The organism is Streptomyces olindensis, from assembly GCF_040645895.1.
Lineage (GTDB): Bacteria > Actinomycetota > Actinomycetes > Streptomycetales > Streptomycetaceae > Streptomyces > Streptomyces olindensis.
In genome coordinates, this window is sequence record NZ_JBEYZD010000017.1 from 56,171 (window position 1) to 73,321 (window position 17,151).

The 17,151-nt window shown below is 74.1% G+C and carries 7 protein-coding genes; all 7 read left to right on the forward strand.

Features of this window, described 5'->3' with window-relative positions:
* Positions 1-67 precede the first annotated feature (67 nt).
* Complete coding sequence (locus tag ABZ948_RS13505) at positions 68-1,192, forward strand: DUF7638 domain-containing protein (protein WP_359759057.1); 1,125 nt, start codon at positions 68-70, stop codon at positions 1,190-1,192.
* A gap of 82 nt (positions 1,193-1,274) precedes the next feature.
* The gene (locus ABZ948_RS13510) at positions 1,275-2,777 is read left to right on the forward strand and encodes a HEAT repeat domain-containing protein (protein WP_359759058.1); all 1,503 of its coding nucleotides are present in this window, start codon (positions 1,275-1,277) and stop codon (positions 2,775-2,777) included.
* Between the two features lie 95 nt (positions 2,778-2,872).
* Positions 2,873-4,114, forward strand: a complete 1,242-nt coding sequence (locus tag ABZ948_RS13515) for a glycosyltransferase (RefSeq protein WP_359759059.1) — start codon at positions 2,873-2,875, stop codon at positions 4,112-4,114.
* A gap of 98 nt (positions 4,115-4,212) precedes the next feature.
* A complete protein-coding gene (locus tag ABZ948_RS13520) occupies positions 4,213-4,932 on the forward strand; it encodes a beta-L-arabinofuranosidase domain-containing protein (RefSeq protein WP_359759060.1) in 720 nt (239 codons plus the stop codon).
* Positions 4,933-5,171: 239 nt separating this feature from the next.
* The gene (locus tag ABZ948_RS13525; RefSeq protein ID WP_359759061.1) at positions 5,172-6,431 is read left to right on the forward strand and encodes an MFS transporter; all 1,260 of its coding nucleotides are present in this window, start codon (positions 5,172-5,174) and stop codon (positions 6,429-6,431) included.
* Positions 6,431-9,739, forward strand: a complete 3,309-nt coding sequence (locus ABZ948_RS13530) for a type I polyketide synthase (RefSeq protein ID WP_359759062.1) — start codon at positions 6,431-6,433, stop codon at positions 9,737-9,739. The genes ABZ948_RS13525 and ABZ948_RS13530 overlap by 1 nt, the downstream gene beginning before the upstream one ends.
* Before the next feature lie 47 nt (positions 9,740-9,786).
* Positions 9,787-17,148, forward strand: coding sequence for a non-ribosomal peptide synthetase (locus ABZ948_RS13535; protein WP_435857490.1), 7,362 nt, complete (start codon positions 9,787-9,789; stop codon positions 17,146-17,148).
* The last annotated feature ends 3 nt before the right edge of the window (positions 17,149-17,151 follow it).

Below are 17,151 nucleotides of genomic sequence, written 5' to 3' on the forward strand. Positions count from 1 at the left end.
ATCCGCAATGATCCGCGGCGACGATAAACCCGTTGCGCTGACCAGCGGTTACGGCAGAATGCCGGGCATGATCGGCCATCGGATCACCTATCGCACGGCGGACGGCAGACGCGTCCCCGGAACCTGGCGCCACGCCTTCATCCGCAACGGCGACTACTTCCTCACCGACCTGTTCATCTACGCGGATGGGCTGATCGACTGCTGGGGCCTGGTCACCCTCGAGGAGTTCGAGGAGAAGCTGCGGTGCGGCTGGGTCGCCACCCGGCTCCCGGACGGCGCCCGGGTCTCCGCGCACGAGCTGGCGGTGTGGAAGTTCAGCGAGCCACGCACCTGGCTCACCCCCGAGCTGCTGCTCGCCGAGATCCGCGACACCATCGACCAGCTCAACGGACGCCCGGACTCCACGGACCGCTGCCTGGCCGCCGTCGATGTGTTCCTCACCGACCGGACCGAGGAGAACCGGGCCGCGGCCCGCGCCGCCTACCTCGCCATCCCGGAGACCCAGCGCCACTACGCCCTCGGGGACATGGACCGCAAGGACGGACCGCTGCAGGTCCTGGTGACCGGGCCCGGTGGAGTCCTGGAGGCCCTGCCCGACGAACCGGTCACGCAGGAGGAGTACGACGAAGCGGTGGCCTACTTCGAGGACCGGGCCAAGTGGATCGCCGAACGGCCCTCACGCGTCCCGTCCGACGGCCCCGCCACACCCACGACCCCGGCGATCCACCTCTACCAGAGCTACCCCCTCAGGCCCTCGGACGACCCGGGCACCGAGGTCCTGCGCAACGAGTTCCCCGCGCCCCTGCTGATCGACGGCGACACCTACCCCACGGTCACGCACGCGTACTGGGCGCTGTCCACCGCCGATCCCGAGGCCCGGGCCGCCGCCCGGGACGCGGACTCGACGTTCGACGCCCGCGCCGCGGCCGCCGGCGCCCCCCGGCGCGAGGGGTGGGAGCACGCCCGGACGGCGGTCATGACCTCCCTGCTGAGGGCCAAGTTCACCCAGCACCCGGCGCTCGCCCGGGTCCTCCTGGACACGGCCGACGCGACCCTCGTCTACGACGACGCGGACTCCGAGCACTGGGGCGACCGGGGAGGCCGCGGCCGCAACTGGACCGGCCGCCTGCTGGAAGTCGTCCGCTCCGAACTCCACGCGGAACAGGCGGGCATCACCCCGCCTGTCGGCTGACGCCCCAGGCGGCCGACCCTCCGGAAGGATGCACGGGAACAACCTTCCCGTCCCTCGCGGGTCTTTCTTCGTGGAGGTGTCCATGGGGGCGGACCATCACATCGCTTTCTTCCTGCGGGAGTCGGCGGCTCCGGATCCCGAGCGGCGCGCGGCGGCGCTGAAGGGGCTGGGGCGGACCGGCCGGTCCGAGTACGCCCCCGTGGCCGTCGAGGCGGCCGGCGATCCCGCGCCCTCGGTACGCGCGGCCGCCGCCCTGGCCCTGGCCCGCCTGGGGGACCCGGAGGCGGGCCGCGCGGTGCTGCCCCTGCTGATGGGCGACGAGGACCCGGGCGTCCGGTGCCGGGCCTCGGTCGCCGCCAGCCGGCTCGGACTCGACAGTCCCGCGGTCGTGGGGGCCTTCGCGCGTCAACTGGCCGACCCGGACCGCCGCGTGCGGATCAACGCCCTGGAGGGGCTGATCGTCCTGGGCGCGCCCGGGGACGCCGCGGCCCTGGTCCGGCTCCTCGGCGATCCCGACCCGGCCGTCTGGGGGCGGGCCCGGACCCTGATCTACGGGTGTGCCGGCGACGAGACCGTCCGCGCCGAAGTGATCCGCACCGCCCGCCAGGGCTCGGGCACCGCCCGCGCGCGAGCCCTGGACTGGCTGCCGGAGCGCCACACCGAGCAGCTCCTCGACTCGCTGCTCACCGGGCTGCGCGATCCCTCTCCCGCGGTGCGGAGCGCGGTCGCCCGGCGGTTGTTCCACGTGGAACAACGGCAGGTACAAGACAAGCTGGCCGAGGCGCTGCGCACCGAGCGGGACCCCGAGGTCGCCGCGAGACTGTTGCGCGGCCTCGGAGGGCAAGGCGACCAGCGCGTCGGCGAACCGGCGGTGCGATGGCTGCGCGACCCCGTCGCCGGGCCGTCGGCCGCGCAAGCCCTCGGCGGACTGGACACGGACACGGCCGCCGAGCACCTGCGCACGGCCCTGGCCGACGAGACGCTGCCCGGCCGCACCCGGGCCGCCTGCGCCACGGCCATCGGAGCCGGGGGCCGCTGGGACGCCGTGTGGCTCCTGCTGCCCCTCCTCGACGACCCCGACGACGACCTGCGCGCGGGCGCGCTCGACGGGCTCGAAGCGCGTGTCGAGAACGGGCTCCGTCTCTGGGAGCGGCACCCCGTCGCCTGGGCCCTGACCGCCCACCTGGAGACCGACCCGCGCCACATCTGGCACACCCGCAACGCGCTCTGGGGTCTAGCCCAGGCACTCCCGGCCGTACGGCGCCTCGCGGACGGCAGCCGGTCGGCCGAGGTCCGGGCCGCCGCGCTGTCCCTGCTCGACGGGGACGACCCGACCGACGAGCGGGCCCGGCACGACGTGCGGCGCTTCCTGCGGAGCCTGGACGACACGGACGAGGCGGTCCGCTACGAGGCCGTCCTCGGGCTCACCCGCTGGGTGGAGGCCACCGGATCCCTGCCGCCCGGCGGCGATGAGGCCCGCGTCCGGCTGGCCGCGCTCACCACGGACGCCTCGCTCCGAGTCCGCCAAGCCGCCGGCGGCCTCATCGAAGCGCTGGACACCGGCCCGGTGTTCGACCCGCCGTAAGGAGATCCGGCCGGCCCTCACCTGCACCGGCGATTTTCGTCCACATGCCGCCGTACACTGCGTGTCCCCGCCCCGGGCGGTCCACACTGGGACGCATGCGGGTGGTGATCATGACGGCGGGGTCGCGCGGCGACGTCGCGCCGTACACCGGGTTGGGTGCGGGGCTGGTGCGGAGCGGGCACGAGGTCACGCTCGCCACACACGGCCTGTTCGAGCCGTTGACCGCCGGTTCCGGCGTGCGCTTCCACCCCACCCCCGTCGATCCGCACGCCGTGTCGCACTCCGACCGCGGCCGCAGCCTGCACGCCAGCACCACCGGGCTCGGCAAACTGCTGCGCGCGGCGTCGATGGCCCGGTCCGCAGCCGAGGAGATGACCGACGCCCTGGTCCAGGCGGCCCGCGGCGCGGACGTCGTCCTGGCCGCCGGCGCCGTGGCCCCCCTGGGCGCCGCCATCGCCGAGGGGCTGCGGCTGCCGAGCCTGGGCCTGTTCCTCCAGCCCCAGCACCCGACACGGGAGTTCGGCGCCCCCATGCTGGGCGGGCGCTCGCTCGGCACCGTGGGCAACCGCCTGGGCGGACTGGCCGTCACCACCGCCGTCGACCGCGTCTACACCCGGGCCATGCGCAGGCTCCGCACGCGGCACGGCATGACCCTGCGCGGTCCCGTCGCGAGCCGCCGGGCCCATGAGCGGGCCCTGTGGCCGGTGCTGCACGGCTTCAGCGAGCAGGTGGTGCCCCGGCCCCGGGACTGGCGGCCCGGACTGGAGATCGCCGGCTACTGGTGGCCGCACGACAGCCGCGAACTGCCCCGCGAGGTGGAGGAGTTCCTCGCCGCCGGGCCCGCCCCGGTCTTCATCGGGCTGGGCAGTGCCACCGTGCCCGATCCGGAGCGGCTCAGCGGCGCGATCGTGCGCGCCCTGCGCACCGCGGGACTGCGCGGGATCGTCCAGCAGGGCTGGGCGGGGCTGGCCGCCCGCACCGACGACGTGATCACCGTCGGCGACGTGCCGCACGCGCTGCTGTTCCCCCGGACGGCCGCCGTGGTCCACCACGCCGGAGCCGGCACCACCGCCGCCGTCCTGCGCGCCGGCGTCCCCACCGTTCCGGCGCCCGTGCAGTTCGACGGCGGCTTCTGGGCGGCCCGGCTGGTCGCGCTGGGCACCGCGCCCTGCGCCGTCCCCCTGCGCCGCCTCACCGCCGACACCCTCGCCCCCGCCCTGCGCCGGGCCGTGCACGACCCCGGCCACCGTGACAGCGCCCGGGACCTCGCCCGCCGCCTGGCCGAGGAGGACGGCGTGGCACCCGTCCTGACGGCCCTGGACCGACACGTGTCGTGAGCGGCGCGGGCGGGCCGATCCGCGGCCACGCCGGGTGATCGCGCCGGACGTCTCAAACTGAGCCGGCAGCTGTCTTCCGCGACCCGGACCCCGCCTCCATGGACTACTACGAGCGGGCCCTGACCAACCACATCCTCGCCTCCCGCCGGGACACCCCCGGCACGGACAGCCCCGAGGTCACCTACTTCGTCGGCATGGGCCCGGGCGTCCGGCGCGCGTTCGGCAACACCGGCACCTGCTGCGGCGGCACCGGCCTGGAGGACCACACCAAGTACCAGGACTCCGTCTACTTCCGCTCCACCGACGGCGACGCCCTCTACGTCAACCTCCCCCTCGCCGCCACCCTCCGCTGGCCGGAACGCGGCCTCGTCGTCGAGCAGACGAGCGACTACCCGGCCGACGGAGTGCGGACCCTGACCTTCCGTGAGGGCGGCGGACGGCTGGCCCTGAAACTGCGGATCCCGTCCTGGGCCACGGCAGGCGTCACGGTCACGGTCAACGGAGCCCCGCACCGGGGCCCCGCCCGGCCCGGCACCTGCCTCACCCTGAACAGGAACTGGCGGCCCGGCGACCGCGTCTCGACGACCTACCGCCTGCGCGTCGAACGCGCCCTGGACGACCCGTCCACCCAGGCGCTCTTCCACGGCCCGCTCCTGCTGACGGCCCAGAGCCCGGAGCAAGGTGCCAACGCGATCAGTCCGGCCTCCCGCCCCCCGCACTTCACCACCCACGGCCTGACCCTCGCCCCCTTCCACATCGGCGACGACACCCCCTACCACGCCTACTTCACCCGCTCCGAGCCCGTCAGAACCTGCTAGCCCGCACCGGACACGACCGGGTCCTCTCGGCGGTGAACGAGGCGGACCTGCGACGCTGAGCAGCCGCGGTGGGTTGGCCGGTCGCTCCGAAAGCGCCAAAACAAGACCGGAAGTCGTCTGGACCACTTCCGAGTCTTGAAGACGCCTGTCCGGTTCTGCTTGGGTGACGGACCAATGGCTGCCGACCGGCGGCCTATCGGGGGGAACGCGCACCCCTCATGCAGACCAGGGGAAGGCGCATGAGGCATTTCCGTCTGCTCGTCCTGGGCAACGGCATCTCGGCGTACGGCAGTTACCTGAACATGGTGGCGCTGAACGTCTTCGTGTACGACGCCACCGGCAGCGCGCTCGCCGCCGGCCTCTTCATGGCCGTACGGCTCGGGACCAGTGTCGTGTCCGGCTGGGTGAGCGGGCGGCTCGTCTCGGTGTACGACCGCAAGCGCCTGATGGTCGGAGCCGACCTGTGCCAGGCCGCGGCACTGCTGACGCTGCTGCTCGCCCCCGACGGGGTGCGCCCCGGGCTGCTGTACGTCCTGGCCGTCGTCACCGGCGGCTGCTCGACGCTCTCCCAGGTGGCCCTGCGCAGCAGCATCCCCGAGATCGTCGGAGCGGAGCACCGGGTCCGGGCGAACGGCCTGCTGGTGACCGGCCGTTCGCTCGCCATGATCGCCGGCTTCGCCTCGGCGGGCGTGGTGGTGGCGGAGTTCGGGTACTCCGCCGCCTTCGCCCTGGACGCGACGACGTTCCTGGTCTCCGCGACCGTGCTGTTCCTCCTCCCCGTGCGCACCCGGGCGGCCGGGGACCCCGCGGCCGACGGCTCCGCGAAAGCCTCGGGCGCCGCGCGCGGCACGGTCCGGATACTGCTGGCCACGGCCCCGCTGCTGATGGCGATGATCGCCGTCCGGGCCGTGGACGGACTGGGCTCCTCGTCCCACAACGTCGCCCTGCCCCTGTACTCCAGCAGCCTCGACCCCGACCACCCGGCCACCTTCATCAGCCAGTTCTGGGCCACGTGGGCCATCGGCAACATCGTCGCCCAGCAGGTGCTCGGCCGGGTCACCGCCAGGACGGGCCGGACCCCGGGGGAGCGGGCGTTCGCACTCGGCGCCTGCGTGATGTCGGCCGGATTCATCGTGGTCTTCTGCGGACTGCCGACCCTGCCCGCCGTCATCGCCGCGCTCGTCGCCGGAGCCGCCGACGGCTTCACCGAGACCGTCTACGTGTCGCGGCTGCAGGCCGCCCCCGACGACCAGCGCGGCCGGCTGTTCGGCCTCTCCGCCTCGGCCGAGAACACCGGCTTCGGCCTCGGCATGCTCGTGAGCGGCGCACTCCTGGAACGCTTCTCGCCGCTGCACGTGGTGGCCGCCTTCCACGGCCTCGCGATCGCCCTGTGCACGGCCCTGCTCCTGGTGCTGGCCGCCAAGGGCAGGAGAAGACCCGGACCGCCCCGTGCGGAACCGGCCGGTGACCGGCCGGCGGTGACGGAGGGACGCGGCTGATGACCACCAGCGATCCCGACCCGCGGATGGCCGTCATCGGCATGGCCTTCCGGCTGCCCGGCGCCGACACGCCCGAGGACTTCTGGCGGATCATCCGGGACGGCACCGACTGCATCACCCGCTTCACCGACGAGGAACTGGCCGCCGCCGGGATCCCCGCCGAGGAGTACGCGTCCGAGGACTTCGTCGGCGCCTCCGGGATCCTCGACGACCTCGCCGGCTTCGACGCGCGGCACTTCGCGATGAGCCCCCACGAGGCCCGCCTCACCGACCCGCAGCAGCGCATGTTCCTGGAATGCGCCCAGCACGCCCTGGAGAACGCCGGCCATGCGCGGGAACGGAACGGCACCCGCGTCGGCGTCTACGCCAGCACCGGCTACCACCTGTACACCCTGCAGAGCTACCTGCTGAACAACGTCCTGCCCAGCCTGCCCCCGACCGACTGGCCGTCGGGCATGCAGACGATCATCGGCAACTTCGCCGACTTCACCGCCACCCGTGTCGCCTACCGGCTCGGTCTGACCGGCCCCGCCGTCAACATCCAGACGGGCTGCTCCAGTTCCCTGGTCGGCGTGCAGGCGGCCGCGCAGTCGCTGCTCATGGGCGACTGCGACATCGCCCTCGTCGGCGCCACCGCCGTCCACGTCCCCCAAGTCCTGGGCTACCGCCACGTCAAGGGCTCCATCCTGTCCAGGTCCGGTCGGGTGCGCGCCTTCGACGCCGGGGCCGACGGCACCGTGGGAGGCACCGGCGTGCTGGCCGTCGTACTGAAGCGGCTGTCCCGGGCCGTCGCCGACGGCGACACCGTGCACGGCGTCATCCGCGGCTGGGGCATCGGCAACGACGGCGCCGGGAAGACGGCGTTCAGCGCCCCGAGCGCCGAGGGCCAGCGCACGGCCATCCGGCAGGCCCTGCGACGCGCCGGCGTCGGCGCCGAGACCATCGGCTACCTGGAGACCCACGGCACCGGCACCCTCAAGGGCGACCCCATCGAGTTCGACGGCGCGGCCGGCGCCTACCGCGAGGACACCGACCGCGAGGGCTACTGCGCCCTCGGCTCGACCAAGGCCAACCTCGGCCACCTCGACGCCGCCTCGGGACTGGCCGGCCTCGTCAAGACGCTGCTGGTCCTGCGCCACGGCGTGATCCCGCCGATGGCGAACTTCACCGAGCCCAACCCCCTGCTCGACCTCGACCGCAGCCCCTTCTACATCCCCCGCACCGCCCGGCCCTGGCCCGAGACCGACCTGCCGCGCCGCGCGGGCCTCACCTCACTCGGCGTCGGCGGCACCAACGTCCACCTGATCCTGGAACAGGCTCCCGAACCGGCGCCCAGGAGCGCCGCGGACTCCCCGCCGGACGTCCTGCTGGTCTCGGGTAGCACCCCGCAGGCCCTCGCGGACAACGCCCGCGCCTTCCGTGACCGGTTGCGCCGGCCGCCCGCACCGCATCCGGCCGACCTGGTCACCACCGCCGCCCTCGGCCGCAGGCACGGCCCCCACCGCCTCGCCGCCCGCGGCTCCACCCCGGCGGCCCTCGCCGACGCCCTCGACGACTGGCTCGCGTCAACCGCCCGGACGGCGGTGACCACGGGGGCGGCACCGGCAGAGGGCACGGCGCGGGTGGCGTTCCAGTTCACCGGCCAGGGCAGCCAGTACCCCGCCATGGCGGCCGCCGTCTACGCGCGTTTCCCCGCCGTACGCGACGTCCTCGACGCGTGCGAGCAGCACCACCGCGACCTCACCGGCGTCTCGTTGCACGCTGAGCTGACCACGGAACACGCACCGGGGGAGGGACGCCCGGGGGACACGGACATCGCGCAGCCCGCGCTGTTCGCCCTGCAGTGCGCCCTCGTCCGGCTCTGGCGCGAGACCGGCATCGAACCGTGCGCCGTGACCGGGCACAGCGTCGGGGAGTACGCCGCACTCCACGCGGCAGGAGCCCTGTCGCTCCGGGACGGACTGCGCCTCACCGCCGAACGCGGCCGGCTGATGCGGCGGCGCTGCGCGCCGGGCGCGATGGTGGCCGCGCCGATCGACAGGGCCGCCGCGCTCGCCCTGGCCGCCGAGGTGCCCGGGCTGGAGGCCGCCGTGTCGAACGGGGAGCGCGCCCAGGTGCTCGCCGGACCGGTCGAGGCCGTCGACCGGGCGTGCGCCCTGCTGGACGAGCGCGGCACACCGGGGCACCGGCTGCCGGTCACCCGCGCCTTCCACACCGCCCTGATGGAACCCATGCTCCAGGAGTTCCGGAAGGTCCTCGACGACGTGGAGTTCCGACCCGTCGGGATCCCGTTCGCCAGCACCCTCGACGGGGTGGTCCGCCCGCCCGGCTGGATCCCGGACCCGGACCACTTCCTGCGGCACACCCGCGAGCCCGTCCGCTACGACGAGGCGCTGCGCGGCATCGGCGCCCAGCGGCCCCACGTCCTGCTCGAGATCGGGCCGCACACCACCCTCAGCGGACTGGCCCGCCGGGCACTGCCCGACCTGCCGGCGGTGCCCTCGCTGCGGCGCGGCACCGGGCTCGGCACCCTCTGGGGCGCCGCCGCGGCACTGCACTGCGCGGGAGCGGACCTCGACTGGGAGCCGCTCCTGGCCGGCAGCGGGGGCCGGCGCATCCCGCTGCCCGGATACCGATTCCAGCACCGGCAGCACTGGACCGGGCCCGAGCCGACGGTCCTCGGCACGGCACCATCAGCGAGAAAGGGAACCGCAGTGGTTCAGCAAGAGGCAGCGGCCGCACGGGTACTGCACAGCATCGTCGAGGCGACCGCCCGGCACCTCGGCGGGGATCCGTCGGCGATCGACGGCGACGCGAACTTCTTCGATCTCGGCGCCGACTCGCTGCAGATGATCAGTGTGCTGCGGGAGCTGGAGCAGCAGCACCAGGTCAGGGTGACGATGCGGCAGCTCCTGGAGGAGACGGGCACGCCGCGGCGGCTCGCGGAGTTCATCGTGGCCCGCATGCCGGAGACGGTTCAGCGGGCCGAACCGATCTCTGCGACGGAGCCCGTCGTGCCCAGAGCCACCACCCCGGCTCCCGCACCCGCACCCGCACCCGCACCCGAGCGTGCACCGGCACCCGAGCCCGCCCCCTCTGCCTCCGATCCCGAGCCCGCGCCCGAGCCCGCGGCGACCCCCGCCGCCCCTGCTCCCGCGTACGCGACCCGCGAGGAACTGGAGGATCTCGCCCACAAGATCCAGCAGATGTCCCAGATACAACTGCAGATGATGTCCCAGCTCTCCCAACTCCTCGCCCTCCAGACCGCCTCGGTCACGGACCGGCTCAACGGCACGGTCGTCAAGTGACCGGCCTGAACGGCATCTCCGCCGCACTCGACCGGGACCTGGCGGCGATGACCGAACTCTCGCGGCGCATCGCCGACCAGATGGGCACGCCCGCCCCCGAGGCCCCGGAGCCGCCGCGCGTCCACGGCCCCCGCGTGTCGGTCACGAGGACCTCCGGCATGGTGCGCGGCGCCTCCCCCCACTCCCAGCAGGCACACCTCGCCGACCTCGTCCGCCGCTACACCGCGAAGACCCCGGCCTCCAAGCGGATCGCCCAGCGCTACCGCCGTGTCCTGGCCGACAGCCGTGCCGTCGTGGGGTTCCGCAGCGGCACGAAGGAGATGCTGTACCCGATCGCCGGCCGCCGGGCGAGCGGCGCCCGGCTCCAGGACGTCGACGGCAACGAGTACGTCGACATCACGATGGGCTTCGGCGTCCTCCTCTTCGGTCACGAGCCGGACTTCGTCACCGAGGCCGTCCGCGAGCACCTCTCCCGCGGCATCCAGCTCGGCCCCCGCGCAATCGAGACCGGCGAGGCGGCGGAACTCCTCGCCGAACTCACCGGCCTGGAGCGCGTGGCCTTCGCCAACTCGGGCACGGAGGCCAACTCGGCAGCCATCCGCCTGGCCCGCGCCGCCACCGGCCGCGACAAGATCGTCACGTTCCTCGGCGCGTACCACGGCCACGCCGACAACGTCCTGGGCCGTGCCTCGGGCAGCGGCAGCGAGCAGCTCACCGTCCCCGTCTCCCGGGGCATCCCGCAGACCGCCGTCGCCGATCTGCTGGTCCTCGACTACGGCAGCGACAGCGCCCTGGAGGCGATCGCCCGCGACGCCGGCGACATCGCCGCGGTCGTCGTGGAGCCCGTGCAGAGCAGGCACCCCGCGCTGCAGCCGGCCGAGTTCGTCCGCAAGCTGCGGGAGCTGACCCGCCGCCACGGCATCGTGCTGCTCTTCGACGAGATGCTGACCGGCTTCCGCCCCGCCCCGCGCGGCGCGCAGGAGCTGTACGGCGTCACACCCGATCTCGCCACGTACGGCAAACTCCTCGGCGGCGGGTTCCCCATCGGCGCCATCGCCGGCCGCGCCGACATCATGGACGGCGTCGACGGCGGCCACTGGTCCTACGGCGACGACAGCTACCCGACCGCCGACACCACCTTCTTCGGCGGCACGTACATCCAGCACCCGGTGTCGATGGTCGCCGCCCGCGCCGTCCTCGCCCACCTGAAGGAACACAGCCCCCGCCTCCAGGAGCGGCTCAACGCGCGCACGGCCGAACTGGCCGCGACGCTCAACGGCTTCTTCGAGGCCGAGGAGTACCCGCTGCGGATGAGCCACTTCGGCTCCCAGTTCCGCTTCGAGCACCGCGCCGACATGGAGCTCCTCTACCACCACCTGATGCTGCGCGGCGTGCACGTCTGGGAGTGGCGCAACTTCTTCCTGTCCACCGCCCACTCGGACGGCGACATCGAGTTCGTGGCGGACGCCGTACGGGACTCGCTGCGCGAGCTGCGGTCGGCGGGGTTCTTCCCGGGCGGGCCGATCATGGCGCCGAAGGCCACGCCACCGAGGCCGGAACCGGAGCTGAAACCGGAGCCGGAACCCCGAGCGACTTCAGAAGCGCCCGCGTCCGCCCCCGCGCCCCCACCGACACCCGCGCCCACCCCCGTGGCTTCCATGCCCTGGAACGCCGCCGCGACGGCCACCGCACACGCCGACGCACCGGCGAGGGACGGCGCACCCCACACCGAACCGGCGACGCAAGCCGCCCCCCGCACCCCCGACTTCAGCGTCTACTTCTTCGGCGACTACCCGCAGGACGCGTCCGCGCCGCGCCACGGCCAGTACGAACTGCTCATCGAGACGGCCCGGTTCGCCGACCGGCACGGGTTCCACGCGCTCTGGATGCCCGAGCGCCACTTCCACTCCTTCGGCGGCCTCTTCCCCAACCCGGCGGTCCTGGCCGCCGCACTGTCGCGGGAGACCGAGCGCATCCGCCTCAACGCAGGCTCCGTCGTCCTGCCGCTCCACGACCCGATCCGGGTCGCCGAGGAGTGGTCGATGGTGGACAACCTCTCCGGCGGGCGCGTCGGCATCGGCGTCGCCGGCGGCTGGAACTCCAAGGACTTCGCCTTCTTCCCCGACCGTTTCGGCCGGCACAAGGAGCTGATGTACGAACAGCTGGAAGAGGTGCGGAGGTTCTGGCGCGGTGCCGCCCTGCGCCGCTCCACCGGCGACGGCGAGGCCGACCTGCGGCTCTTCCCACGCCCGGTGCAGGACACCCCACCCCTGTACACCGCGGTCGTCGGCAACCCCGCCTCCTACGAACGGGCCGCCGGCCACGACCTCGGCATCGTCACCAACCTGATGACCCAGAGCGTCGAACAGCTCCGGGAGAACATCGCCCGCTACCGGAGCGCCCGGGCCCGGCACGGCCTGGACCCGGACGCCGGCCGGGTGGCCGTCCTGCTGCACACCTTCCTCGCCGAGGACCACGACACCGCGCGCACCGAGGCCTACGAGCCCCTGTCCCGGTACATGCGGGCGTCGCTGTCCCTGTTCAGCGGCGTCACCAGCAGCCTCGGGCACAGCGTCGACCTGGCCGCCCTGAGCGAGGACGACCTTCAGACGCTGTTCCGCCGCGCCTACGGCCGCTACTGCGACCAGCGCGCCCTGATCGGCACGGCGGACAGCGTCCGCCCGGTGGTCGACGCGGTCACCGCGGCCGGAGCCGACGAGATCGTGGCCCTCGTGGACTTCGGTGTCGCGGCGGACCACCTGCGCGAGGGCCTGCCGCGCCTGGACGCCCTGCGTCGGCACTACCACCGGCGGGCCACCGCCGCCTCGGCACCGCCGCGCCCCGCACCGGTCCGTCGGGCCCCCGCCGAGGCGCCCTTGTCACCCGGTCAGGAACGCATCTGGTTCCTGGAACGCCTCCTGCCGGGACGTACGGCCTACAACGAGATCAAGGCGATCCGCCTCGACGGGCCCCTCGACGTACCCGCCCTGCACGCGGCCCTGCGCGGTCTCGTCGCCCGGCACGAAGGCCTGCGCACGGTCTTCCGGGAGGCGGGGGGAGAGCCCCGGCAGGTGGTACGGGCGTCGGCCGAGCCCGACTTCGAGGTCGTGGACGCCACCGGCGCTCCCGGCGCCGCACTGCGGGACGTCCTGGCCGCCGAAAGCGGCCGCCGCTTCGACCTGGCGGACGGCCCGCTGTTCGTCACCCGGCTGGTCCGGACGGCCGAGACGGAGCACGTGCTCGTCCTGTCCCTGCACCACATCGTCGTCGACGCCGCCTCCGCCACCGTCCTCGCCCGCGACCTGTCCGCCCTCTACCGGGCCGAACGCGACGGCACCGCGCCCGACCTCCCCGCCCTGACGTGGAGCTACGCCGACCACGCCCGGGAACGGGCCGCGTCCGCGCACGGCCGGGACGCCGAGGAGGACCTGGCGTACTGGCGCACCACCCTCGGCGGCGAACTGCCCGTCCTCGCACTGCCCACCGCCCGGCCCCGCCCGGCGACGATGACGTCGAACGGCCGGGCGGTCTTCCACACCCTCGACCCGGAACTCTCCCGGCGGCTGCGCGAGATGAGCCGCACCCGCCGCAGCACCCTGTTCATGACCCTGCTCGCCGGATACGCGGCGATGCTGCACCGGGTCACCGGGCAGACGGACCTCGTCGTCGGCACCCCGATCTCGGACCGGCCCGAACGCGCCGAGCACGTGCTCGGCTTCTTCGTGAACACCCTCGCGCTCCGCCTCGACCTGTCGGGCGACCCCGCGTTCGGCACCCTCCTGGACCGGGTGCGCACGGTCGCCCTCGACGCGTACGACCACGCGCGCGTGCCGTTCGAGACGGTGGTGCGCGAGCTCGCCCCGGCCAGGGCGGTCGACCGGACGCCCGTGTTCCAGACGTTCGCCGAGTTCCAGCGAGCCGAGCCGTTCCGCTTCGACCTGCCCGGCATCGAGGCCACGCCACTGGACGCGGGCCCGGACAAGTCCCTGACGGACCTCACCGTCTACTTCACCGACCAGCCGCACGGCATCCGCTGCCATCTGGAGTACAACACCGACCTGTTCGACCGGAACACCGTCGACGGGTTCTTCGACGCCTACCGGGACCTGCTCGCGGCAGCGGTCGACGATCCCGAGGCCCCCCTGTCCCGGCTCGCCCCGCAGGCCGCCGGCCCCGCGGCCGACGGAGAGCCCGTGCCCAGGTCCTGGCAGCACGGCCCGTCCCGCCCGTCCGCGGGCACCACCGTCCACGCCCTCGTCGCCGAGCAGGCCGCAGCCCAGCCGAACAGCACGGCGGTGATCAGTGGCGACACCCGGCTGACCTACCGCGAACTGGACGACCGCGCCGCCAGGTTGGCCTCCGCACTGGGGGAACGGCACGCGGCGGACGCCGCCGAGACGGTGGCGCTGTGGCTGCCCCGCTCCGCCGACCTCGTCGTCGCCATGCTCGCCGTGCTCAGAACGGGCCGCGCCTACGTCCCGCTCGACCCCTCCCTCGGCCGTGCGCGCGCCGAGCAGGTCATCGCCGAGTGCGGCGCCCGGACGCTGGTGTCGACGCGCGAGGAGGCGGCGGCCCTGAAGCTCCCCGGGCACGTGACCGTCGTACCGCCGGACGCGACCGTCGTACCGCCGGACGTGACCGCCGTACCGCCGGACGCGACCGCGCCGCACAGGCAAGGCGCCGAGTCCACCGCCGACAGCCAGGCACCGTGCTGCGTCCTCTACACCTCCGGCAGCACCGGCACCCCCAAGGGCGTCGTGGTGTCGCACCGCGGTGTCGTCGACCTCTGCGGGTGGCAGCACCGGCGCTTCGCCTTCACCCCCGCCGACCGCAGCGCCGTGGTGTGCAGCCAGAGCTTCGACGCCTCCCTCCTGGAGATCTGGCCGGCGCTGACGGCGGGCGCGTCGGTCACGATCGCCGACGACGACCTGCGCCGGGACCCGCTCGCCCTGGCCCGCTGGTACGCCGAGCAGGGCGTCACCTTCTCGATCCTCCCCACCGCCCTCGGCGAACAACTGCTGCGTCTCCCACCGGCCGAGCAGCCGCCGCTGCGCCACCTGCTGCTCGGCGGCGACGTGCTGCGCACCCGGCCGCGGCCCGAGGCGCCGTACGAGACGGTGAACGTGTACGGGCCCACCGAGGTCACCGTGCTGTGCACCACCGAGACCGTCTCCCCACAGGGCCAGGAGGACGGCCGGCCCATCGCGATAGGGAGGCCGGCCGACAACGTGACGCTGAGCGTCCTCGACGCCGCCGGCAGTCCGGTGCCCGTCGGTGCGGTGGGGGAGCTGTACGTCGGCGGCCCGGGCGTCGCCCTCGGCTATCTGCACCGCCCCCGACTGACCGAGGAGCGCTTCCTGCCGGACCCGGACGGCGCCCCGGACGCCCGCAGGTACCGCACCGGCGACCTGGTCCGCTGGAGGGGCGACGGCACCCTGGAGTTCCGCGGCCGGGCCGACGACCAGGTGAAGATCCGGGGCTTCCGCGTCGAGCCGGAGGAGGTCTCCCGCGTCCTTGCCACCCTGGACGGCGTGCGCGAGGCGGCCGTCCTGGCCCGCCGCAACAACCGGGGCGAGGCCTACCTCGCCGCCTACGCCGTCCCCGCCGACCCGATCGGCGCGGCGGCCGACGACCGGCAGGCGTTCGCCGACCTCCTGGCCGAGGAACTGGCGGCCCGCCTGCCCGAGTACCTGGTGCCGCGCGCCTGGCGGATCCTGCCCGCCCTGCCCGTGACGGGCAACGGCAAACTGGACCGGGCCGGGCTCCCGGCACCCGACCTCGTCACGACCGCACCGAGCCACGGACCGGCCCCCACCACCGGCGGCGAACCGACGTCCGGCCACCGAACCGGCGTCGAGCGGCGCGTCCGGGAACTCTGGGCCGCCGAGTTCGGCACGGACCCCGACGCCCTCACGGCCGACGCCTCGTTCTTCGACCTGGGCGGCCACTCGATCACCGCGATGCGGCTGGTCAACCAGGTTCGGGAGGAGTTCGGCACCGACTACCCGATGCTGAGCTTCTACCAGGAGCCGACCCTGCGGGCCATGACGGCCCGACTGGCCCGGGCAGCCGACCAGCCGCCGTCCGAGCCGGCCGGCCTCCCCGGCACGGTCGAGCACCAGGCACCCGCCACCGCCCAGCAGGCCCGCTTCGCCACGGTGCACGCCGACCACCCGCTGCCGCAGGTGTTCAACGTCGCCCTGCGCATCACCCTCACCGGAACCCTGGACGTCCCGGCCCTGCGCACCGCCGTGACCCAGCTGGTCGAGCGGCACGAAGGCCTGCGCACCCGCCTGACCCGCGGCGCGGACGGCTGGGAACAGCGGGTCCTGCGCCCCGGCCCCGTGCACCTGCCGCTCGACGACCTCACCTCACGAGCCGAGCACGAACGCCAGGCCGCCCTCGACGAGGCGAGCACCGAGGCCGCCGAAACACCGATCGACCCCGGCCACGGCACGCCGATGACCCTGCGCCTCCTGCGCACCTCGGACACCACCTGGGTCCTGCTCCTCGTCCTGCACCACTCCGCCTGCGACGGATGGTCCGTCAGCCTGCTGCTGAAGGAACTCGCCGCGCTCTACGGTGCCGCCCGGCGCGGCGAGCCCCACGCGCTGCCGACCGTGCGGTGCCAGCCGGTGGAGTACGCGCGATGGCAGCGGGAGCAGGCCGACGAGGCCGCCGACGCACGCAAGCTGCGGTTCTGGCTGGACGCACTCGACGGAGTGCCGTTCACCGTCGGCCTGCCCCTGGACCGGCCCAGACCGGAGAAGCCGAGCGGCCGGGGCGGGGCCGTGCCCTTCACCGTGCCGGCCGGCGTGCGGAGTGCCGTCGAACGCCTCGCGAGGCAGCGGGGCACGACGCCGTTCGCCGTCACGGCGGCGGCCCTGGGGCGGATGCTCGCGCGGAAGGCCGGGCAGGCCGACGTCGTGTTCAACATCTCCTACGCCAACCGCGAGCGCCGCGCGTTCGAATCCCTGCTGGCCTGCACGATCACCGGCTTCGCCCTGCCGGTCCGGGAGGGGGCCGCCGGTTCCTTCACCGCGCTGACGGACCGGGTCGCCCGCACGGCGGTGGAGTGCATGGACCAGGCCATGCCGGTGCGGCTGATCGCCCCGGCGCTGCGGGAGCGCACGGGCGCCGACGTGCCGGACCGGCTGGACGTCGGCTTCGCGTACCAGAACTCCCTGGACGCGGAGGTCGAACTGCCCGGCCTCACCACGGCCGTGGAGGACCTCGCCCCCGCCGCGGCGCGCACGGACCTCACCTTCGGTCTCGTCCCGGCCGGGGACGAACTGCGGGGCTTCGTGGAGTACTCGGCCGACCTGTGGGACCGCGACACGATCGAGTCCTGGACCCGTGACTACGTCGCCCTCCTGCGCGAGGAGACCGCCCGGGCACTCGAAGACTGACGG

What these genes read in the sequence shown, in the direction of transcription:
- ABZ948_RS13510 (WP_359759058.1), top strand. Translation starts at nt 1,275, where the DNA reads ATGGGGGCGGACCATCACATCGCTTTCTTCCTGCGGGAGTCGGCGGCT.
- ABZ948_RS13525 (WP_359759061.1), top strand. Translation starts at nt 5,172, where the DNA reads ATGAGGCATTTCCGTCTGCTCGTCCTGGGCAACGGCATCTCGGCGTAC.
- ABZ948_RS13535 (WP_435857490.1), top strand. Translation starts at nt 9,787, where the DNA reads ATGACCGAACTCTCGCGGCGCATCGCCGACCAGATGGGCACGCCCGCC.
- ABZ948_RS13520 (WP_359759060.1), top strand. Translation starts at nt 4,213, where the DNA reads ATGGACTACTACGAGCGGGCCCTGACCAACCACATCCTCGCCTCCCGC.
- ABZ948_RS13530 (WP_359759062.1), top strand. Translation starts at nt 6,431, where the DNA reads ATGACCACCAGCGATCCCGACCCGCGGATGGCCGTCATCGGCATGGCC.
- ABZ948_RS13505 (WP_359759057.1), top strand. Translation starts at nt 68, where the DNA reads ATGATCGGCCATCGGATCACCTATCGCACGGCGGACGGCAGACGCGTC.
- ABZ948_RS13515 (WP_359759059.1), top strand. Translation starts at nt 2,873, where the DNA reads ATGCGGGTGGTGATCATGACGGCGGGGTCGCGCGGCGACGTCGCGCCG.